Origin of the sequence: Streptomyces sp. RPA4-2 (assembly GCF_012273515.2) — a bacterium.
GTDB lineage: Bacteria > Actinomycetota > Actinomycetes > Streptomycetales > Streptomycetaceae > Streptomyces > Streptomyces kaempferi.
Genome location: NZ_CP050975.2, coordinates 8276303 through 8293370, shown reverse-complemented (window position 1 = coordinate 8293370; position 17068 = coordinate 8276303). Strand labels below are relative to the sequence as shown.

At 70.1% G+C, this 17068-nt stretch carries 12 protein-coding genes; 9 read left to right on the top strand and 3 right to left on the bottom strand.

Annotation, left to right across the window (positions count from 1 at the left end; translation table 11 throughout):
• Window positions 1-150: 150 nt before the first annotated feature.
• Complete coding sequence (locus HEP85_RS36195) at window positions 151-1812, bottom strand: hypothetical protein (RefSeq protein ID WP_369658000.1); 1662 nt, start codon at window positions 1810-1812, stop codon at window positions 151-153.
• Between the two features lie 1876 nt (window positions 1813-3688).
• On the opposite strand from HEP85_RS36195, the gene HEP85_RS36190 reads away from it, so the two are divergent.
• From HEP85_RS36190 to HEP85_RS36155, 8 genes are all read left to right on the top strand, one after another.
• Window positions 3689-4069, top strand: a complete 381-nt coding sequence (locus HEP85_RS36190; protein ID WP_248002217.1) for a hypothetical protein — start codon at window positions 3689-3691, stop codon at window positions 4067-4069.
• A gap of 8 nt (window positions 4070-4077) precedes the next feature.
• Window positions 4078-4695, top strand: a complete 618-nt coding sequence (locus HEP85_RS36185) for a hypothetical protein (protein WP_248002216.1) — start codon at window positions 4078-4080, stop codon at window positions 4693-4695.
• Between the two features lie 340 nt (window positions 4696-5035).
• Window positions 5036-6373: an MFS transporter gene (locus tag HEP85_RS36180; RefSeq protein WP_168531695.1), complete on the top strand. Its 1338-nt coding sequence runs from the start codon at window positions 5036-5038 to the stop codon at window positions 6371-6373.
• A 53-nt stretch (window positions 6374-6426) separates the two neighbouring features.
• Window positions 6427-7293 (top strand): alpha/beta fold hydrolase, encoded by an 867-nt coding sequence (locus HEP85_RS36175; RefSeq protein ID WP_168531694.1) that lies wholly within the window; start codon window positions 6427-6429, stop codon window positions 7291-7293.
• A complete protein-coding gene (locus tag HEP85_RS36170) occupies window positions 7290-8054 on the top strand; it encodes an SDR family NAD(P)-dependent oxidoreductase (protein WP_168531693.1) in 765 nt (254 codons plus the stop codon). Before HEP85_RS36175 ends, HEP85_RS36170 begins: the two co-directional genes overlap by 4 nt.
• 46 nt (window positions 8055-8100) lie before the next feature.
• On the top strand, window positions 8101-8850 hold the full coding sequence (locus HEP85_RS36165; RefSeq protein WP_168531692.1) for an SDR family oxidoreductase: 750 nt from the start codon (window positions 8101-8103) through the stop codon (window positions 8848-8850).
• Between the two features lie 40 nt (window positions 8851-8890).
• Window positions 8891-9646, top strand: coding sequence for an IclR family transcriptional regulator (locus HEP85_RS36160; protein WP_168531691.1), 756 nt, complete (start codon window positions 8891-8893; stop codon window positions 9644-9646).
• An 83-nt stretch (window positions 9647-9729) separates the two neighbouring features.
• Window positions 9730-10431 carry an alpha/beta hydrolase gene (locus HEP85_RS36155; protein ID WP_168531690.1) on the top strand — a complete coding sequence of 234 codons (702 nt, stop codon included), beginning with the start codon at window positions 9730-9732 and terminating at the stop codon, window positions 10429-10431.
• 221 nt (window positions 10432-10652) lie between these two features.
• On the opposite strand, the gene HEP85_RS36150 is transcribed toward HEP85_RS36155, so the two are convergent.
• Window positions 10653-11678: an alcohol dehydrogenase gene (locus HEP85_RS36150; RefSeq protein WP_168531689.1), complete on the bottom strand. Its 1026-nt coding sequence runs from the start codon at window positions 11676-11678 to the stop codon at window positions 10653-10655.
• A 258-nt stretch (window positions 11679-11936) separates the two neighbouring features.
• Window positions 11937-13391, bottom strand: coding sequence for a serine hydrolase (locus HEP85_RS36145; protein ID WP_168531688.1), 1455 nt, complete (start codon window positions 13389-13391; stop codon window positions 11937-11939).
• 321 nt (window positions 13392-13712) lie between these two features.
• Here HEP85_RS36145 and HEP85_RS36140 point away from each other — a divergent pair, with 321 nt between their 5' ends.
• On the top strand, window positions 13713-16991 hold the full coding sequence (locus HEP85_RS36140; RefSeq protein WP_168531687.1) for a family 78 glycoside hydrolase catalytic domain: 3279 nt from the start codon (window positions 13713-13715) through the stop codon (window positions 16989-16991).
• Window positions 16992-17068 lie beyond the last annotated feature (77 nt).

Genomic DNA, 17068 nt, shown 5'->3' with positions numbered 1-17068 from the left:
ATCTCGTCAAGCAGCTCGGCAGGAGAGGAGACCGTAAGCGTTCCAGCAACGGACTTCGGGGCTCGTTGCGTGCTCGCTCATGGATCGCCCCTCGTGTCCCTCACACTGACGTGACGGAGCAGGTGAAGCCTTGGAGTCTGTCCCGCATGGTCACCTGGCGGTTGCCGGGTCGGTGACTGTAAGGGTGACGGGTCCGCCCGGCATCGGCTGGCTGCCGCTGCCCGGCAGGCCATAGCTCACGGTGTTGTAGCCCTGGTCCTGGAGCCTGAAACCGATGGTGTACGTGCCGGGTGCGGTGCCTTGCGGGAGCGTGAAGTACTCGTCCAACGGACCCGAGAAGGTGGTGGACACACCACCGGACTGAATCGAGTCGGCGTGCCCGGAGGCGTCGACCAGGTACAGGTCGAGGCCGTTCACCCCGGCGGTGGAGGCGGACACATCGATCGTCAGCTTGATCCAGGTCTGGGTGTCGTCGGCCGCGACCGTACCCGGGGTGACTGTGACGGCGTCCACCGTGGGCCACACGGTGTCAGGGATGTTGGCCAGTGTCGCATCGATGTCCGGGGCGCCCAGCGATGAACCGTAGACGGCCTGGTCGCCGTGACCGTCGGTGATGATCAAACCGTGGAGCTGACAGCTGAACTGGCCTCGCAGTCCGCGTACCGGCACCGTGACCGTGCCGTCCGCCTGCACGGTCGGGGTGGTGGACAGCTGCTGGCACTGGTTGGCGTTGTTCCCCCAGTTCGTCAGCTGGACCGAGCTGACCCCGCCCACGGCGCCAGAAGGCCGCAGCGAGAACTGGGCGGTCGGGCCGGGCGAGTGCCAGCTGTCGATGTGGCTCGGAGTGAACGCGAAGCCGGTCGCCGAGAGCACACTGTCCGAAGTCACGTGCACCGCGGCTTCTGACAGCCCGGTGTAGGCACGGGTGACCCCGGCGTTGCTGGTCAGGTCCACCTCGGTGACCTTCCAATCGCCCTCCGGCAAGCCGGCCGGCAGCGACACGGTCACAGCGCAGTCGAGCACCTGCCGTTGCAGCCAGTCGATGTTGCCGCAGCCCTGGTAGTTCCCGTTCCCGTCCCAGCCGATGGCGAACGATCCGCGGGCCGTGCGGCCGCCCGAACCGGTGACCACAACCGTTCCGCCGTACACGCCGGACTTGTTCTCCTGGCTGTCGAGCTGGTACCGCAGCGCGGCACCTTGGCCGGGAGCTTCGTAGACGGTGGCCTGCGTACCTTGCGCCAGGGCGATCTGGTCAAGGCTCGGGAACCCCTGGTCCACGGTAGTCCGGGCGGTGAAGGTGCGTGCGAACGCCGACAGTTGGGGCGCGGTCCAGTCGATCGAGTCGCCGGAGCCGTCCCTACCCTCGATCTCCGAGACCGCCCAGGTCGTCTTCGTCGTGGCTCCGTACTGCGGGACGGCGACGGTCCATGTATACGTGGTCGAGGCGGGGGTGGCGCCGGGCATGATGGTGACGTCGCCGGACGGTGAACCTTGGGAGTCGAAGTCGGCGACGAGTTCGGTGCCGATGTAGGCGCCGGTCTTCGGATTCATCCGGCGTATATGGATGTCGCCCCCGTAGCCGGAAGCGTTCGGATTGGACGAGGTCATCGTCCAGTTCAGTTCGATGGTGGCCGACCCTGAGGTGGCATCGACCGACTTGGCATTGAACGACAGGGCCGAAACGCTCATCGCCGCCGCGGCGCCCGGCGCCGCCGTATAGTGCTGCGCCGCCGCGGCCCCGGGGGCCGTGCTCAGCATGCACGCGACTCCGGCGGCGGTCATCGACGCCAGCAGGCGCCTAAGTCTGATCACTCTTTTCTCCTATGTGGATGATGACGTGCCAGGTCACTAGACACCAACTCCCCTGCTCCGGCAACGCAGTTATCGATCCGCAACGGCGGGATTTCCCGGCTGGGTACCGACCCGGCCACCATGTTGCACGTGACTCCGAGCGTGCGGCCGGAAGCGGTCATGGCCATGAGTCGATCACCGGGATGGAGGGGGCGCGTCGCTCGCGACTGCGGTTCCGTAGTGGCGTGCGCGGGGCGGTCTCGTCCCGTACACCATCACCCAGGCAGAGCCGGGCGGACGCGGCCCATGTGGAGGCATGTCCGGCGAGGACGCAACGACTCCACCACGGACGCGGTGGCGCTTGAGTGCCACCGACCGAGCCGGGCAGTCCGAGGCCCGCGCAGCGCCAACCGACCCCTCGGGTGAAGACACACGACGCGCCCCACCTTCCCCCGAGTCCTCGTCCCTTACACTCTAGCCGTTACGCAACGTGAGGAACGATGTGAGAAGCGTGAACGAAGCGCTGCGGAGCCCGCGGCGCCCTTTTGTGCTCGGCGCAGTGCTGACGGTAGCTCTGGTAGCGCAGTCAGCCGCACTCATCGCCCAGCAAATGCAGCTCGACGGTCTGCAGACACAGCCCATCGACCTCCAGGAGCACCTCGAGCCCGGACCCCCCGGGCCGTCCGGCCCGTCCGGTCCTCCTGGTGCGGACGGCGCTATCGGCCCACCGGGCAAGGACGGGACGGATGGGCAGGACGGGCAGGATGGGCGTGAAGGGCGTGACGGGAAGGACGGAACGGACGGCAAGGATGCTGTCGTCCCGCCGTAGCCGAGCGACCCTCCGTCAAGCGCTTGAAGTGTTCAACCCTTCATGGCGGGATGAGCTCCGCCGCGGTGCGGACAACGCTCTCCGACGAACCGCACCGGCGCGAGCTGTCAGCCGGACCGCCGACCCGGCGCGCGATGGCCGGCGGGCCGCTGAGGACCGTTGCCGACTGGTTGCCGCGATAGCAGTGGCGACCCCATCGCCCCGCGGGACAGAGCGGATGACGAGTCGCCGTGACGCAGCCGCGGAGAACTTCCCTGCTTGATCGGGGGCGGGGAGGTGTCGGCAGGCCTGAGCCCCGGCGCGTCAAAGACGCGCCTTGAGCAAGTGAATATGATTCCTTTTCATCGTCACACAGCGTGAGGGTTACGTGAGAAGCGTAAAAGAGGCGTGGCACAGTCCGCGGCGCCGCCTTCTGCTCAGCGCAGTTCTGACTGTCGCGGTCGTCGCGCAGTCAGCTGTGATCGTCGCCCACCAACAGCAGATCGACGAGCTGCGAGCGCGGCGCATCGAACTCCAGAGTGACGGCACCCTGCACGGCCCTTCGGGGCCGCCCGGCCCCTCGGGCCCGTCGGGTCCGCCCGGCCCCACGGGCCCGACAGGTAAACCGGGGTGGCACGGGAAAGACGGTCGTCACGGCGGGAGGGGCCACAACGGAAGGCGAGGCGAAAATGGCAGGAATGGGCACGTCATCACTGCGGAACCAACGCCGGACGAGACCGACGACTGAAATCTCGGTCATCGCCTGACCGGCCGGGACACCCCGCAGTTGGCCCGCCTTGCCGAACTCGCAATCGGCGGACCCTACTTTGTCGACCGAAACCCAGGCCCCATCTTGGTTAACGGCTGTCTCGTCGGCACAGGTGTGATCATGGGCGGCTGACCTACGGTACCCACGTTCAGCGGCTCAGTCCGGGCGGCTTCCTGCTTCCTGCTTCCTGCGGATGCGACCGGGACGTCGAGGGGCGTTCTGCCTATCGGTGGGGCGTTCGGCGTCATCTGAAAACCCCTTGCTGCCCGCTCCGCCTGCTTGGTGGGATGCAGGGGCTTTCGACGGCGGGAGGTGACAGCTTGGCGGTGTTCGGGTGTGCGGGCTGCGGTGCGGTCCTGACGGCGACGGTGTCGGAGGTGGCGTTGCCGATCCACCTGGCCGACACCCACTGGGAGGCGCTGCACCCGCCACTGCTGGAGGCCGGGTCCTACGCCATCGACCCCGCCCCGTACGGGCCGCCGTGGCGGCAGTGGGCCGAGGTCGGGGCGCGCGAGGCGGCGGAGCGGGGGCGCTTCGCGCCGTTCGGCGCGTTGTCCGACGGACCGTCGGACACCGTCCTCCTCGCGCCCGGCGACATACGTGGCACCGGGCTGATCCTCGAGCGGGCCGGGGCTACTGCAGGGGGATCGACGGGAGGGACGGGCCAAATCTTGCCTGCCTGGGCTGCGATCTGCCGATAGGAACGAGGATGGACGACTGCGGATGCTGGCAAGTCGTCCGGCTCGTCCCGCAGGCGGTAGTGCGGCTGCCCGGCCCGCCGGAGCGGCCGATCATGGATTGGGCGGAGCTGCTGGCCACCGGCGCGCTGTGGCATCGGCTGAGCGAGTACCGCGACATCCCGGCGGGCGTGACCCTCGCCCAGGTGGTGGCGACCGCCGGGGGCGCTGCGGTCGAGGTGGCGCCCGGCCCGGTCGCCGAGCTCCTCGGCCAGGCACTCGGCGCGCTGCTGCCTGCGGGGGAAGGTGTGAAGCGGCTGGACCTGGCGGGACCGGGGTTCGGAGAGCCGGCCACTGACCTCGCGCTGGTGCCGGTCCATCCGCAGACCGGAGACATGTGGCAGCCGCGGGCCGGCGCGGTGCCGGTGCCTATGGATGCCGCGCTCTGGGCCGAGCTCGCCTTCCCGCCACACCGGACCCGACTGCCGGTGGTCGGCGGACTGCCGGCAGGCGTGGAGCGGGACGACCCGCTGCCGCCGCACTCGTGGTACCCGTTCCAGCCGTCCAGGGAGGCGTTCCGGTACACGCTCGCGCGGATGCCCGCCGTCCGGGAACCATGGCTGCGGCCGATCTACGACCAAGGATGCTGACCCGTCAGAGGTAGTACGGACCTGGGTTTCGCGGACGGCCGGCGCGCGGATCGACGCCTGCTCGCTCAGGATCAGCCAGCCGTGGCCGGTAACGGGATGTGCGCACGGTGCCGACGCGGCGCCTTTCCCCCCCGTCCGCCGCCCACGATGAGGGATCAGAGCCCGACGGCCGGACGCGACAGCTGGGACGGCGCCGTTGGCCGCGCGATTCCCGCATCTCCGGACACAGAGCATCGTCGCCGCATCCTCATCCCGAATCGCCGGATTCGCGTTGTCCACCCGTGCGAGGCGTCCACACAATCACAGCCCGTTGACTCCATTCCGAGCGAAGGGGCTTGCAATGGTCACTCCCACCTCCGAGGACCTGTCGGCGCCGAGCCCGCCCGCGGCTGCGCCGGTTTCGGTCGCAACCCGCGTTCGTTCGTATTTCGCAAGCACGGTCGGCAACCTGCTCGAATGGTTCGACTGGGCGGTCTACGCCGCCATGTCACCGTTCATCGCGACGGCGTTGTTCAGCCCGGCCAACAAGGTGTCCGGGCTGCTCGCGACGCTCGCGGTGTTCGCCGTCGGATTCGTCATGCGGCCGGTCGGCGGCGTCGTTTTCGGCTTCCTCGCCAACCGCCGCGGCCGCAAGTTCGTCCTGCTGGTGACGATGATCGGCATGGCGGCCGGCACGCTGTCGATCGCCGTCATCCCGACCTACGCCGCCATCGGCGGATGGTCGTCGTTCCTCCTCGTCGTCGCACGGCTCCTGCAGGGATTCGCGCACGGCGGCGAGACGGCGATCTCCTACTCCTACGTCACCGAGGTCGCACCGCGTGAAAGACGCGGGCTGTGGTCGAGCGGCGTGCTCGGCTGTGTCATCGCGGGAACAATCCTCGCCAACGCCGTCGCCGGCACCCTCACTGCGGCCACCTCCGAGGGCTTCATGGCGGACGGTGGATGGCGCATCCCGTTCGTCATCGGCGCGGCGCTGGGCATCTACGCGCTGTTCCTGCGCCGTTCGATGATGGAGAGCAACGTTTACGAGCGGGCGACCACGTCCGGCGCCGGCGACGCACGCTCCATCACCAGCCTCCCCTCCTGGTCAGCGGGCCGGATCGTGCGCCGCAGCACGCAGCTGGTGCTCTACGTCGCCGGCGGCTCCGTAGTGCAGTACACCTGGACCGCCTACGCGGGCACCTACGCCATCACGCAGAAGCACATGAGCCCGAGCACCGCCTACTGGTCGCTGCTGGTCGCACAGGTTGTCGGACTCGCCTTCATGCCGTTCTGGGGATGGGTCTCCGACCGCGTCGGGCGCCGTCCGCTGGTCATCGCCTACGGCATCGTGTTCGCTGCGCTCGTCTACCCGGCGTTCACGTTCATCGGGTCCACGTGGTGGACGCTCGCCGTTCCCGCGACCGTCATCTTCGCCCTGTGGGGCATGTCCGGCTCCCAGTCGCCCGCCGTGCAGGCCGAGAACGTCACGACCCGGCACCGCGCCCCGGTCGTCGGCGCCGTCAGCTCGATCGCCGCGGCGCTTTTCGGCGGCACCGCGCCCTACCTCAGCGCGTACACCGGCTCCGTCGGAGCGCCCTGGGCTTTCCAGGTCTTCGTCATCGTGCTGTGCCTGATCAGCGCGATCGTCGGCTTCACCCTCAAGGAGACCAAGGGTGTCGACCTGGAGAAGGTCTGACCGTCCCGCTGCCTCCGATTCCGTTCGTTGACCCCCATCACAAGGAGACACCCATGTCACAGACGCTCACTGCCCCCGACCACTTCGTCACCGTCGGGGACGAGACCTACGCCTACCGGTCCTTCGGCGCCTCGGAGGGGACGCCGCTGGTGTTCCTGAGCCGGCTGCGCGGCACGATGGACGACTGGGACCACGCCCTGATCGACCCGATCGCCGCTGATCGCCCGGTCATCCTGTTCGACAACCTCGGCGTCGGCCGTACCAGCGGCCGCAACCCCGGGACGGTCACCGAGATGACCGCCTCCGCCATCGCGTTCGTCGAGGCGATCGCCGACGGTCCGGTCGACCTGCTCGGCTTCTCCCTGGGCGGCTACATCGCGCAGCGCTTCGTGCTGGCCCGCCCGGACCTGGTGCGCCGCGTCGTGCTGGCCGGAACCGGTCCGGGCTACGGCGAGGGCATCCTGCCGTCCGAGCCGGTGGTCGCCCCGCTGCGCACTGCCCCCGAGCTCGCGCTCGACGCGTTCCGCGTGCTGTTCTTCACCGACTCCCAAGCGGGCATCCGCGCCGGTGACGACATGTGGCGCCGCATCCACGTGCGCGCCGACCGCGAGCCCGAGGTGCCGATGGACGCCGTCTTGCAGCAGGTCGCCGCGATCCGGAACTGGTCCGGCGGCGTCGAGGGAGGCGACCAGGCCTTTCCGGAACTGGAGAAGATCTGGCACCCGGTGCTCGTGGCCAATGGTGCGCACGACGTGATGATCCCGACCGTCAACTCGTTCATCATGTCGCAGAAGCTGCCCAATGCCGAACTGCACGTGTACCCGGACTCCGGCCACGGTTTCCTCTTCCAGTACCCCGACGCCTTCTCGCAGTTGGTCAACGGCTTCCTCGCGCGCACCGGAAGCCGGGCGACGGCATGACCCACCCCTTCGACATGCGCGGGCGGACCGCTCTCGTCACCGGCTCCACGGCGGGTATCGGACTTGCTGTTGCCAAGGGGCTGCACGGCCTCGGGGCACGCGTCGTCCTGTCGAGCAACGACGAGGCCGACATCAAGGAAGCCATCGACGCGCTCGCAGCGGACGGGATCGAGGTCGAAGGGATCGTCTGCGACCTCAACGATCCCGACAGCGTGCGCACCCTCGCCGAGCGAGCGCACGCCCGGTTCGGCCGGATCGACGCACTGATCGCGCACGCCGGCGGCTACACGCACGTCGGCCCGCTCATCGACACCTCCGAGGAGGACGTTGAGCGGACCTTCCGGACCTCGGTCTTCCACAACCTTATTCTGATTGAAGGGTTCCTCCCGCTGATGGCGGCGCAGGGCGGGGGCAGCGTGGTCCTCACGTCGAGCATCGCGTCGCTGCGAGCCAGCACCAGGCTCGCGGTGTACGGCGCGGCGAAGGCGGCGCTCAACTCGCTCGTGCGCAACATCGCCGCCGAGTGGGGCGACCGCGGGGTGCGGGCCAACGCCGTCGCCCCGGGCACGGTGCGGACCCGGTTCTCCCAGGCCCTGTGGTCGGACCCGGAGCGCGAGCGGGCGGCCGGCGCGAACACCGCGCTCGGGCGGATTGCCGAACCGGAGGACATCGTCGGGGCCGTGCTGCTGTTCGCCTCCGACGCGGGCTCCTACATCTCCGGCCAGACCCTGCTTGTCGACGCCGGCCGCTCCATCCTCTGAACGGTCCCCTGAATCGATCCTGTGAATGGAAAGGAGAACGACGCACATGACAGACATCGCAGGTCAGGCGGTGATCGTGACCGGGGCCAACGGCGGTCTCGGGCGTCAGTGGGTCGCGCAGGCCCTGGAACGCGGCGCGGCGAAGGTCTACGCCACGGACGTCACGCCCGGCACGTGGGACGACGCCCGGGTCACGCCGCTGGTTCTCGACGTCACCCGTGAGGAGACGATCGACGCCGTCGTGGCGGCGGCGAGTGACGCGACGATCCTGATCAACAACGCGGGCATCGCGTTGCGTGATCCGATCATGACCGTCGAGGACGCCAAGCTGCGGCACGTCTTCGACGTGAACTTCTTCGGCACCGTCACCGTCACGCGGCGGCTCGCACCCGTCATCGTTGCGAACGGCGGCGGGGCGATCCTCAACGTCATCTCACTGCTCAGCTGGCTGTCGCTCCCGGCCGCCTACAGCGCGGCGAAGGCGGCTCTGTGGTCGGTGACCAACGCCTTCCGGCTGGAGCTCGCCCCGCACGGGGTCGACCTCGTCGCCCTCCACATGGGCTACACGGCGACACCGATGACAGAGGCGCTGAACGTGGTGAAGAACGACCCCGCGGACATCGTCCGCGCCGGACTCGACGGCATCCAGGACGGCAGTCTGGAGGTGCTCGCCGACCAGTGGAGCGTGGAGGTGAAGGCGGCCCTCGCCGGGCCGGTGCAGGATCTCTATCCGCAGCTGAGCGGTGCGGCATATCCTTTCAGAATGGTGCCGATCGCCGCGGCACCCGTGCAGTAGGACGGGCCGCGAACTCTCTGTACATCGAAGGGAGCTGCGTGTGAGTACGATCGCCAAGGCGGGCCGTGTCCTCGACCTCTACACGCCGGGAAGCCCGGTGTGGGGGGTCAGCGAGGTCGCGACGGCCTTGCAGATACCGCGTTCGACCGCTCATTCGCTGCTCGCCGGGCTGACCGAGGCCGGGCTGCTCCACCAGCCCCGGCGCGGCCGCTACGAGCTCGGATGGCGTGCGTTCGAACTCGGTCAGATCCACCGGGTGACCTCCGGTGGACTGATCGAGACCGCCCACCCCGTGATGCAGGAGATCTCGCGGCGGCACTCGGAGTCGGTATGCATGGCGGTCTACGACCGGCAGGCCCTCATCTTCATCGACAAGGTCGTAGGCGACGACCCGCTCTCCGTCGTCGGCCCGCGCATCGGGATGCGGTACGAGCCGCACACCTTCGCGTCGGGCCGACTGCTGATGGCTCATCTCCCGACGGCTGAGATCGAGGACTACATCCGTACGAGCTCGCAGCGCACCCGCAGCAGCAACGCGGTCGTCCGGCCGCAGGTCTTCCGCGACCAGCTCGTCAGAATCCAAAACGACGAGCTCAGCTACGACGACGGCGGCGCCATCCTCGACGTGGGCTGCGTCGCCGCCCGGCTCATCGGCCGGCACGGCCAGACGATCGCCTCGCTGAGCATCAGCGCCCCCTCCCGCCGCTTCCAGGAGAACCGGGTCCGGCTGACGGAGAGCGTAAAGGCGGCGGCCGCCACCATCTCGCGGCGGCTGCGGGAGCACGGGCAGATGTAGCAGCCGGCGTTGAGCGTGATGAGCGTGTCGCGCGGCGTCTAGGATCACTCTCTTCGGCAAGTCGCCCCGGGAAGGCGGACCAAGTGGTCAGCGTGGTTTTGGTTCACGGTCTGTATCACCGGCCCGAGCACTTCATCCGGGTTGCTGAAGGCCTGCGAGCGGCAGGCGTGGACGTGGTTACTCCCGAACTGCACCGCGGCTCCCTCGCTGCGGACACGGCGGCGGTGCAGACCGCGGTCGACGTGCTGGCGGAGCCTCCCCTGGTTCTGGGTCACTCCTACGGCGGGTCGGTGATCACCGGTCTGCGCGGAGTCGGGCGTCTGGTCTATCTGGCGGCCTTCGTGCCGGATGTGCATGAGAGCGCGGCGAACTTGGGCGGCGCGTCCGTCGAGTTGAAGACCGCCATCGAACCGCGGACGGACGGTTCCACGCGCCTGGACCCGAGCCGGGCCGCGCATGTGCTGTACAGAGACTGCCCTGAGCGCCTGGCCGCTTTGGCTGTGGGACTGCTACGACCCCAGGCGGCCGGCTGTGGGCGGGGCGTCCCGGAACGTCAAGGCTGGAAACATGCCCCCTCCGTCTACGTGGTCTGCACGGAGGACCGCGCTGTCGACCCGGGTCTCCAACAGGTGATGGCCGCACGCTGCGGCTCCGTTCGCGAGTGGGCGACCGGGCACTCTCCGTTTGTCGGACGCGCGGAGCTGGTCATCGACCTGGTACTGGAACTGCTCGGCGCCTCCGACACACCGGACGGGGCGGACCGGGGCATCACAGCCACTCGTTGAGTTCTTGCGGGACGCGTAACCGGGCACGTAACCCTTGTCGACGCGCACCCGGCTCGGCTGGATACCGGGGCCCGTCTGGTCCCAGTCCCGGCGTCCTGAAGCGGCCTGGGACGGCCCAACCTGCCGCCGGGGCCGTATCGGTGGTCGGCGGGGCTTCTTGCTCTTCGGCAACTACGGCTCCGACACGGCCCGTTGTGCCCCACCGATCGAACCGCACCGCGTCACCCGTTGCTGAGCACCATACGGAACCGCGCGGAGCCGGCGAGCATCTTGCGGTACGCCTCGTCGGTCTGGTCCAGCGGCACGACCTCCGTCATCGGGCGGATGCCGTGCAGGGCACTGAACTCCATGGCGTCCTGCACGTCCTGCGACGTGCCGCTCGGATGTCCGCGGACGACCCTGGCGCCCATGATCAGCTGGGCCGGGCTGATCCCCAGCGGTGTGCCGTCCAGGCCGATGACGACCAGCTCGCCGCGGTGGCGCAGTCCGTCCACGGTCGCCGTGATCGCCTCGGAGTTCGAAGCGGTGGCGAGGACGACCTGTGCGCCGCCGAGGGACCGCAGCGCCTCAGCGACCGGGGTGTCGGCCGTGCTGTCGACGTAGTGGTGGGCGCCGAGGCGCTTGGCGAAGTCCGCCTTGCCCGAACCGCGGGCGATGGCCACCGTCTCGCAGCCCATCGCGACCGCGTACTGCACCGCCAGGTGGCCGAGTCCGCCGACCCCGAGGACGGCCACCAGGTCACCCGGCCGTGCCGAGCTGCGCCGCAGTCCGTTGAACACCGTCACTCCCGCGCAGCCCAGCGGCGCCGCGTCGGTCGCCGCCAGCGCGTCGGGGATCCGGGCCAGGGTGTCCACCGGTACGACGACCGACTCCGCGAACCCTCCCTCGTACGCCCACCCGGGAACCTTCAGGTTCTCGCAGACGATGAAGTCGCCTTCCCGGCAGGGCGTGCAGTAGCCGCAGGCGCCGCCGAACCAGCCGACCCCCACCCGGTCGCCGACCTCCCAGCCGCGGCCTTGTGTCCCTTCTCCGAGTTCCTCGACGCGGCCGGCGATCTCGTGTCCGGGGACCACCGGGAACGTGACGCCCGGAACCCCGGCGTTCACGAAGAAGGTGTCGCTGTGGCACACCCCGCAGGCGTCGACGGTGACCCGCACATGGCCGGGGCCCGGCGGAGTCGCCTCTCGCTCGACGATCTCGAACGGACCGCCGGCGGACTCCACTTGAGCGACTCGATAGGTGGTCATCTGGATCCCTGCCTTGGAGAGTCGGATCGATCTCGAGGCTCTCTGTCCGCAGGTGGTCATGAGGGGCCCGCGAACCCGACGCGTGTCAAACGCGGACCGGACCGGCGGGCATCGCCCCTGTGGTGTGCGCCGGTCAGCGGCGGGGTGCGAGGGCGCCCTCGCACCTCGACAGGCCGCTGACGAACGCGGCGGCGGGTGGTTTCACGCTACAGCAGCTGCCAGGGGTCGGCGAGTTCGCCGATGCCCCGGCTATGGCTGTCACGCCTGTTCCCGTTCCCGCCCGGGTGCCCGCAGCGAGCGCAGTGGGCCGCGGTGCAGCGGAGTCGCGTGCCAGCGCACGCCGAACGTGCCGTCCGGCAGCGCGCAGCTCACGGTCAGGCGATGCGGGGTCTCCAGGAACACCACGTCGAAGCGGAGGGTGTCCGGATCCGTCCATCCTCCGCTCACCGCCATGGGGATCGGTCCGTCCTCGACCGTCCACTCCGCCGGGGCGAGCCGCAGTTCGTGCCGCTCGTCGCCCTCCGTGAGCGACACCCGCCAGCCGTCACCGTCCGCCGGGGCCACGACCTCGACGCCCGTCAGGGTCCGCTGCTCCGCGCAGACACCGTCCCGAGGGGCGAACACGGCGCCGGCCCAGGCGTCACCCGCGGCCGGTGGTTCGGGGTTCGCCTCGACCGGTGGCAGGGCCAGCCCCGCCAGCCGGCGTCGCAGCCCCTCGTCCTCGGTGCCCGGGAGCGGCGCGGAGCCGAACGCCGGGAGAAGGTGCCGCCACATCAGGTCCAGCAGGCCCTGCATGTCCTCGGTCGCCGCCGTCGTCGCGATCACCACGTCCTGCTCGGGAAGCACCACGCAGAACTGCCCGAAGGCACCGTCGCCACGGTAGCCGTGCCGGCCCATCCAGAACTGGAACCCGTATCCCCGCTGCCAGTCGGACCGCTCACCCGCGGGCGTACCGTCCGCGGTGGGGATCTGCTCGCGCGTGGCCTCCTTGATCCACCAGGAGGGCAGCAGGCGTTCGCCGTCCCAGACACCGTCCTGGAGGTAGAACTGGCCGAGCCGGGCGACCGCGTCCGTCGCCGCGTGCAGACCGCTGAAGCCGAGGTCGCGGCCCGGCGGACGCTGCAGCCAGGCCGTCTCGCCGATGCCCAGCGGGTCGAGCAGGCGGGGCCGCAGGTACTCGGTCAGTGACCGGCCGGTCACCCGCTGGACGATCGAGGCGAGCGTGTACGTGGCGGGCTGGTTGTAGGCGAAGACGGTCCCCGGCTCCCGGTCCGGCGGCACGAGGAGGAATCCCCGCACGATCTCCTCGCGGTCGAGGCGGGCGGCCGCCTCGAAGGTCTCACCGAGGTGACCGCTGGCCATGGACGCCACGTGCCGGACGAGCATGGCACGGCTGCGCGGGTCGGTGATCTCGGCCTCGAACTCGGGGAAGTACGAGATCACGGGGTCGTCGAGGCGCACCAGTCCTTCCGCCACGGCGAATCCGGCGGCCGTGGACGTGAAGCTCTTGCTGAGCGAGTACAGCAGGTGGAGGCGGTCGGGTGCGTAGGGCGCCCACCAGCCGGAGGCCACGACATGCCCGTGGCGCAGGAGCATCAGGCTGTGCGGTTCGATGTCCGGCGCGGCCTCGACCGCGTCGAGGAACGCGTGGACGCCCGCGGCGTCGACCCCCTGGGCGGCGGGGGTGCTGACGGGCAGGGGACGGGCACTCATACGCGGGCCTCCGGGGCGACGACGGGATGACAGCGGCGGGCGACAGCGGCGGGTGACTGACGGTGACGGGTGACGACGGACGGAGTGATGCTCTTCGGTGCATTCACCCGCGGGCCTCCGGGGCGACGACGGGATGACAGCGGCGGGTGACTGACGGTGGGGTGACGACGGACGGAGTGATGCTCTTCGGTGCATTCACCATCCTTCCCCTCTGCGTCGCCACCTGTCCATGAGGTGCGTGCAGGACTCTTGAGGCCCAAGTGACGTGGTGCATAGGATCGTTGACACCGGAATGAAACGTTTCAATCATGAAGGGCACACATGGCCAGGGATTGGAACCGCCGCGTCTTCCTCCGTAGCTCCGCAGGCTCCGTCGCGGGAGCTTCCGTCGTACTCGGCCCCGGCGCCGTCACCGCCTCCGCGTCCCCAGGGGCGGGCGCGCACGCCCCGCACGAGGGTGGGCTGCGCGTCGGCCGGACGACCGTCGAGTACGCGGAGACGCTGCTCGGGACCGAGGTCGAACACCCGCGGCTCACCTGGGAGTTGGCCGCTCCGGGAAAGGGCGCCCGGCAGTCCGCCTATCAGGTGCGGGTGGCACTCACCGAGAAGCAGCTGCGCACCGGACGTCGCCTCGTCTGGGACTCCGGCCGCGTCGAGTCGGACCGCACCGTCGGCATCGTCTACGCCGGGCCCGCCCTGCGACCGCGTACCCGTTACCACTGGCAGGTCAGGGTCTGGGACGGCGCGGGCCGCCCGTCGGCGTGGAGCGCCCCGCGCTGGTGGGAGACAACGTTGCCGAAGGACGGCTGGGAGGGGTTCTGGATCGGCGCCTCCGCCGCGCCCGAGCCGCCCGGCCTCACGGGTGCGTCGTGGATCTGGTCGCCGGGTTCGACCTCCGACGGGGCACCCACCGGACCCTGCTGGTTCCGTGCGACGACCACGCTCCCCACCGGGACCGAGGTACTCCGGGCGACCCTGGTGGCCACGGCCGACGACGACTTCACGCTGTACGTCGACGGACAGCAGGTCCTCCACCAGCCCGAGCAGACGGACGCCTGGCGCACCGGGCATGTCGCCGACGTCACCGAGCAAGTCCGGGGAGCGGCCGGCGGCAGGATCGTGGTCGCCGCCGTCGCGACCAACCGCGGCAACGTGTCGGTCAATCCGGGCGGCCTTCTCGTCCGCCTCCTCGTGGAGACCACCGGCGGCGACACGGTCGAACTCGTCACGGGTCAGGGCTGGCGCTGTGTCAGGGACGAACGGACGGGCTGGCAGCAGCCGGGGTTCGACGACGGCGACTGGCCCGCGGCCGTCGTGCTCGCGCCCTACGGACAGGGCCCCTGGGGAACCGACGTGTCCCTCAGCGCCCCCGAACAACCCGCTCCCCTGCTGCGCCGCGAGTTCACCCTGCGGAAGGCCGTGACACGCGCCCGGCTCCACATCAGCGGACTCGCCTACTACGACGCCGAGATCAACGGTGTCCGCATCGGCCGCCAGGTGCTCGACCCCGGCTTCACCGACTACGACGAGACGGTGCTGTACGCGGTGCACGACGTGACGGACCGGGTCCGGCGCGGCGCCAACGCGATCGGGGTCACTCTCGGCCGTGGCTTCTTCGGGCTGACCACGCCCAACGCGTGGAACTGGAACCGGCCGCCCTGGCACGGCGAACCCCGGCTGCTGGCGCAGCTCGAGATCGACCACCCGGACGGCTCGCGCACCGTCGTCGCCACGGACGGGGAGTGGCGCATCACCGACGGCCCCACCCGCTCCAACTCGCTCTACGCGGGCGAGAGTTACGACGCACGCAAGGCACCCGCGCACTGGACGCGCCCCGGCATCGACGACCGGGGATGGCAGCGGGCCGAACGGCAGACCGCCCCCAGGGGGACCCTGCACGCGCAGGCGCACGACCCCATCGAGGTCGCGGAGACCCTGCGCCCGGTCGCCGTCAGCGAGTTGAGCGAGGGCGTGTACGTCGTCGACATGGGCCGGACACTCGCGGGCTGGACCCGGCTGACCGTGCGCGCGCCGGCCGGGACGACCGTCCGTCTCGCGCACGGTGAGCGGCTGAACCCCGACGGCAGCGTGCTCGCCCGCAACGACCTGGTGCCGGGGCGCTGCCAGACCGACGAGTACGTGTGCGCGGGCGGCGGCGCGGAGGAGGTGTGGGAGCCCAAGTTCTCGTACAAGGGCTTCCGTTACGTCCAGGTCAGTGGGCTGCCGTCCAAGCCCGCGCCCTCACAGGTGCTCGGCCGGGTGGTGCACACCCGGGTGGAATCCACCAGCACGTTCTCCTGCTCCGAGCCGTTCTACGAGCAGTTGGAGCGGGCGATGCGCCGCACGGTCCTGAACAACCTGTACGGCATTCCGACGGACACCCCGGTGTACGAGAAGAACGGCTGGACGGGGGACGCCCAGTTGGGCGCGCCCGTCTGGGCCTACGCCTTCGGGGTGCACCGCTTCCTCACGAAGTGGCTGGGAGACCTGAAGGACAGTCAGAACACCGAAGGACAGCTGCCGGTGATCGTGCCGAGCGGCGGCTGGGGCTACCACGAGCTGGCGCCCGCTCCGGAGTGGACGACGGTCTATCCCTTCCTGCTGCGGGAGATGTACCGCGTGTACGGGGACGAGCGCACGGCCCGCGACCACTGGGCGCCGCTCGTGCGGTACCTGGACTGGGAGATCGCCCGGCTCCAGGACGGGCTGGCGGTGACCGCCCTCGGCGACTGGCTGCCGCCGGGCTACGACGGTGGCGTGCCGCCCGAGGACACCAGGCTGACCGCGACCGCGTATCTGCACCGCGCGCTCACCGGCACGGCGGAACTGGCCGACCTGCTCGGTGACTCAGCGGTGGCGGCCCGCTACCGGAGCACGGCCGACACGCTCAAGGAGGCGTTCAACGCGGCCTTCCTCGGCGCGGACGGCCACTACCGCACGGCGAAGGACCCCGACTACCGGCAGACCAGCAACTGCGTCCCGCTGGCGTTCGGGCTCGTCCCGCCCGGCGCCCGGGCCAGCGTGGTCGACTCGCTCCTGGCCGACATCGAACGGCGCGGGAACCACCTCAACACCGGGGCACTGGGCACGAGTGTGCTGCTGCGCGAGCTCTCCGCCCAGGGCCATCCGGAGGTGGCCCACGCGCTCGCCACCCAGCGCACGTACCCGAGTTGGGGCTACTGGTTCGATCACGGCGCCGACACCATGTGGGAGTCGTGGTCGCTCGACGCACGCTCCCGGGACCACTACTTCCTGGGCACCGTGGTGCAGTGGCTCTACGAGAACGTGGCGGGTCTGCGCCCCGGCGACGCCGGCTACCGCACCTTCACCGTCCGCCCGGACGGCCGGACCGGCGTCGACTGGGCCCGTACCTCGGTGCACACCGTGCGCGGTGAGGCGGCCGCCGCCTGGTCCGCCGTCGACGGGACGATCCGACTGTCGATACGGGTGCCGGTCGGGGCGACGGCGGAGGTCCACGTACCGGCGGCGAGCCGGGCGGCCGTGACGGCTCCGGCCGGCGCGGAGTTCAGACGTGCGGAGCCGGGGTTCGCCGTGTACACGGTGCCGCACGGGAACTGGGACTTCGTGGCGCGCGCCTGAGCGTCGTCGGAGAGGTCGCGGCGCGTCGGCGAAGGAAGTGTCAGAGGGTTGTGCAGACCCGGCCAGGGGTTGTCGGG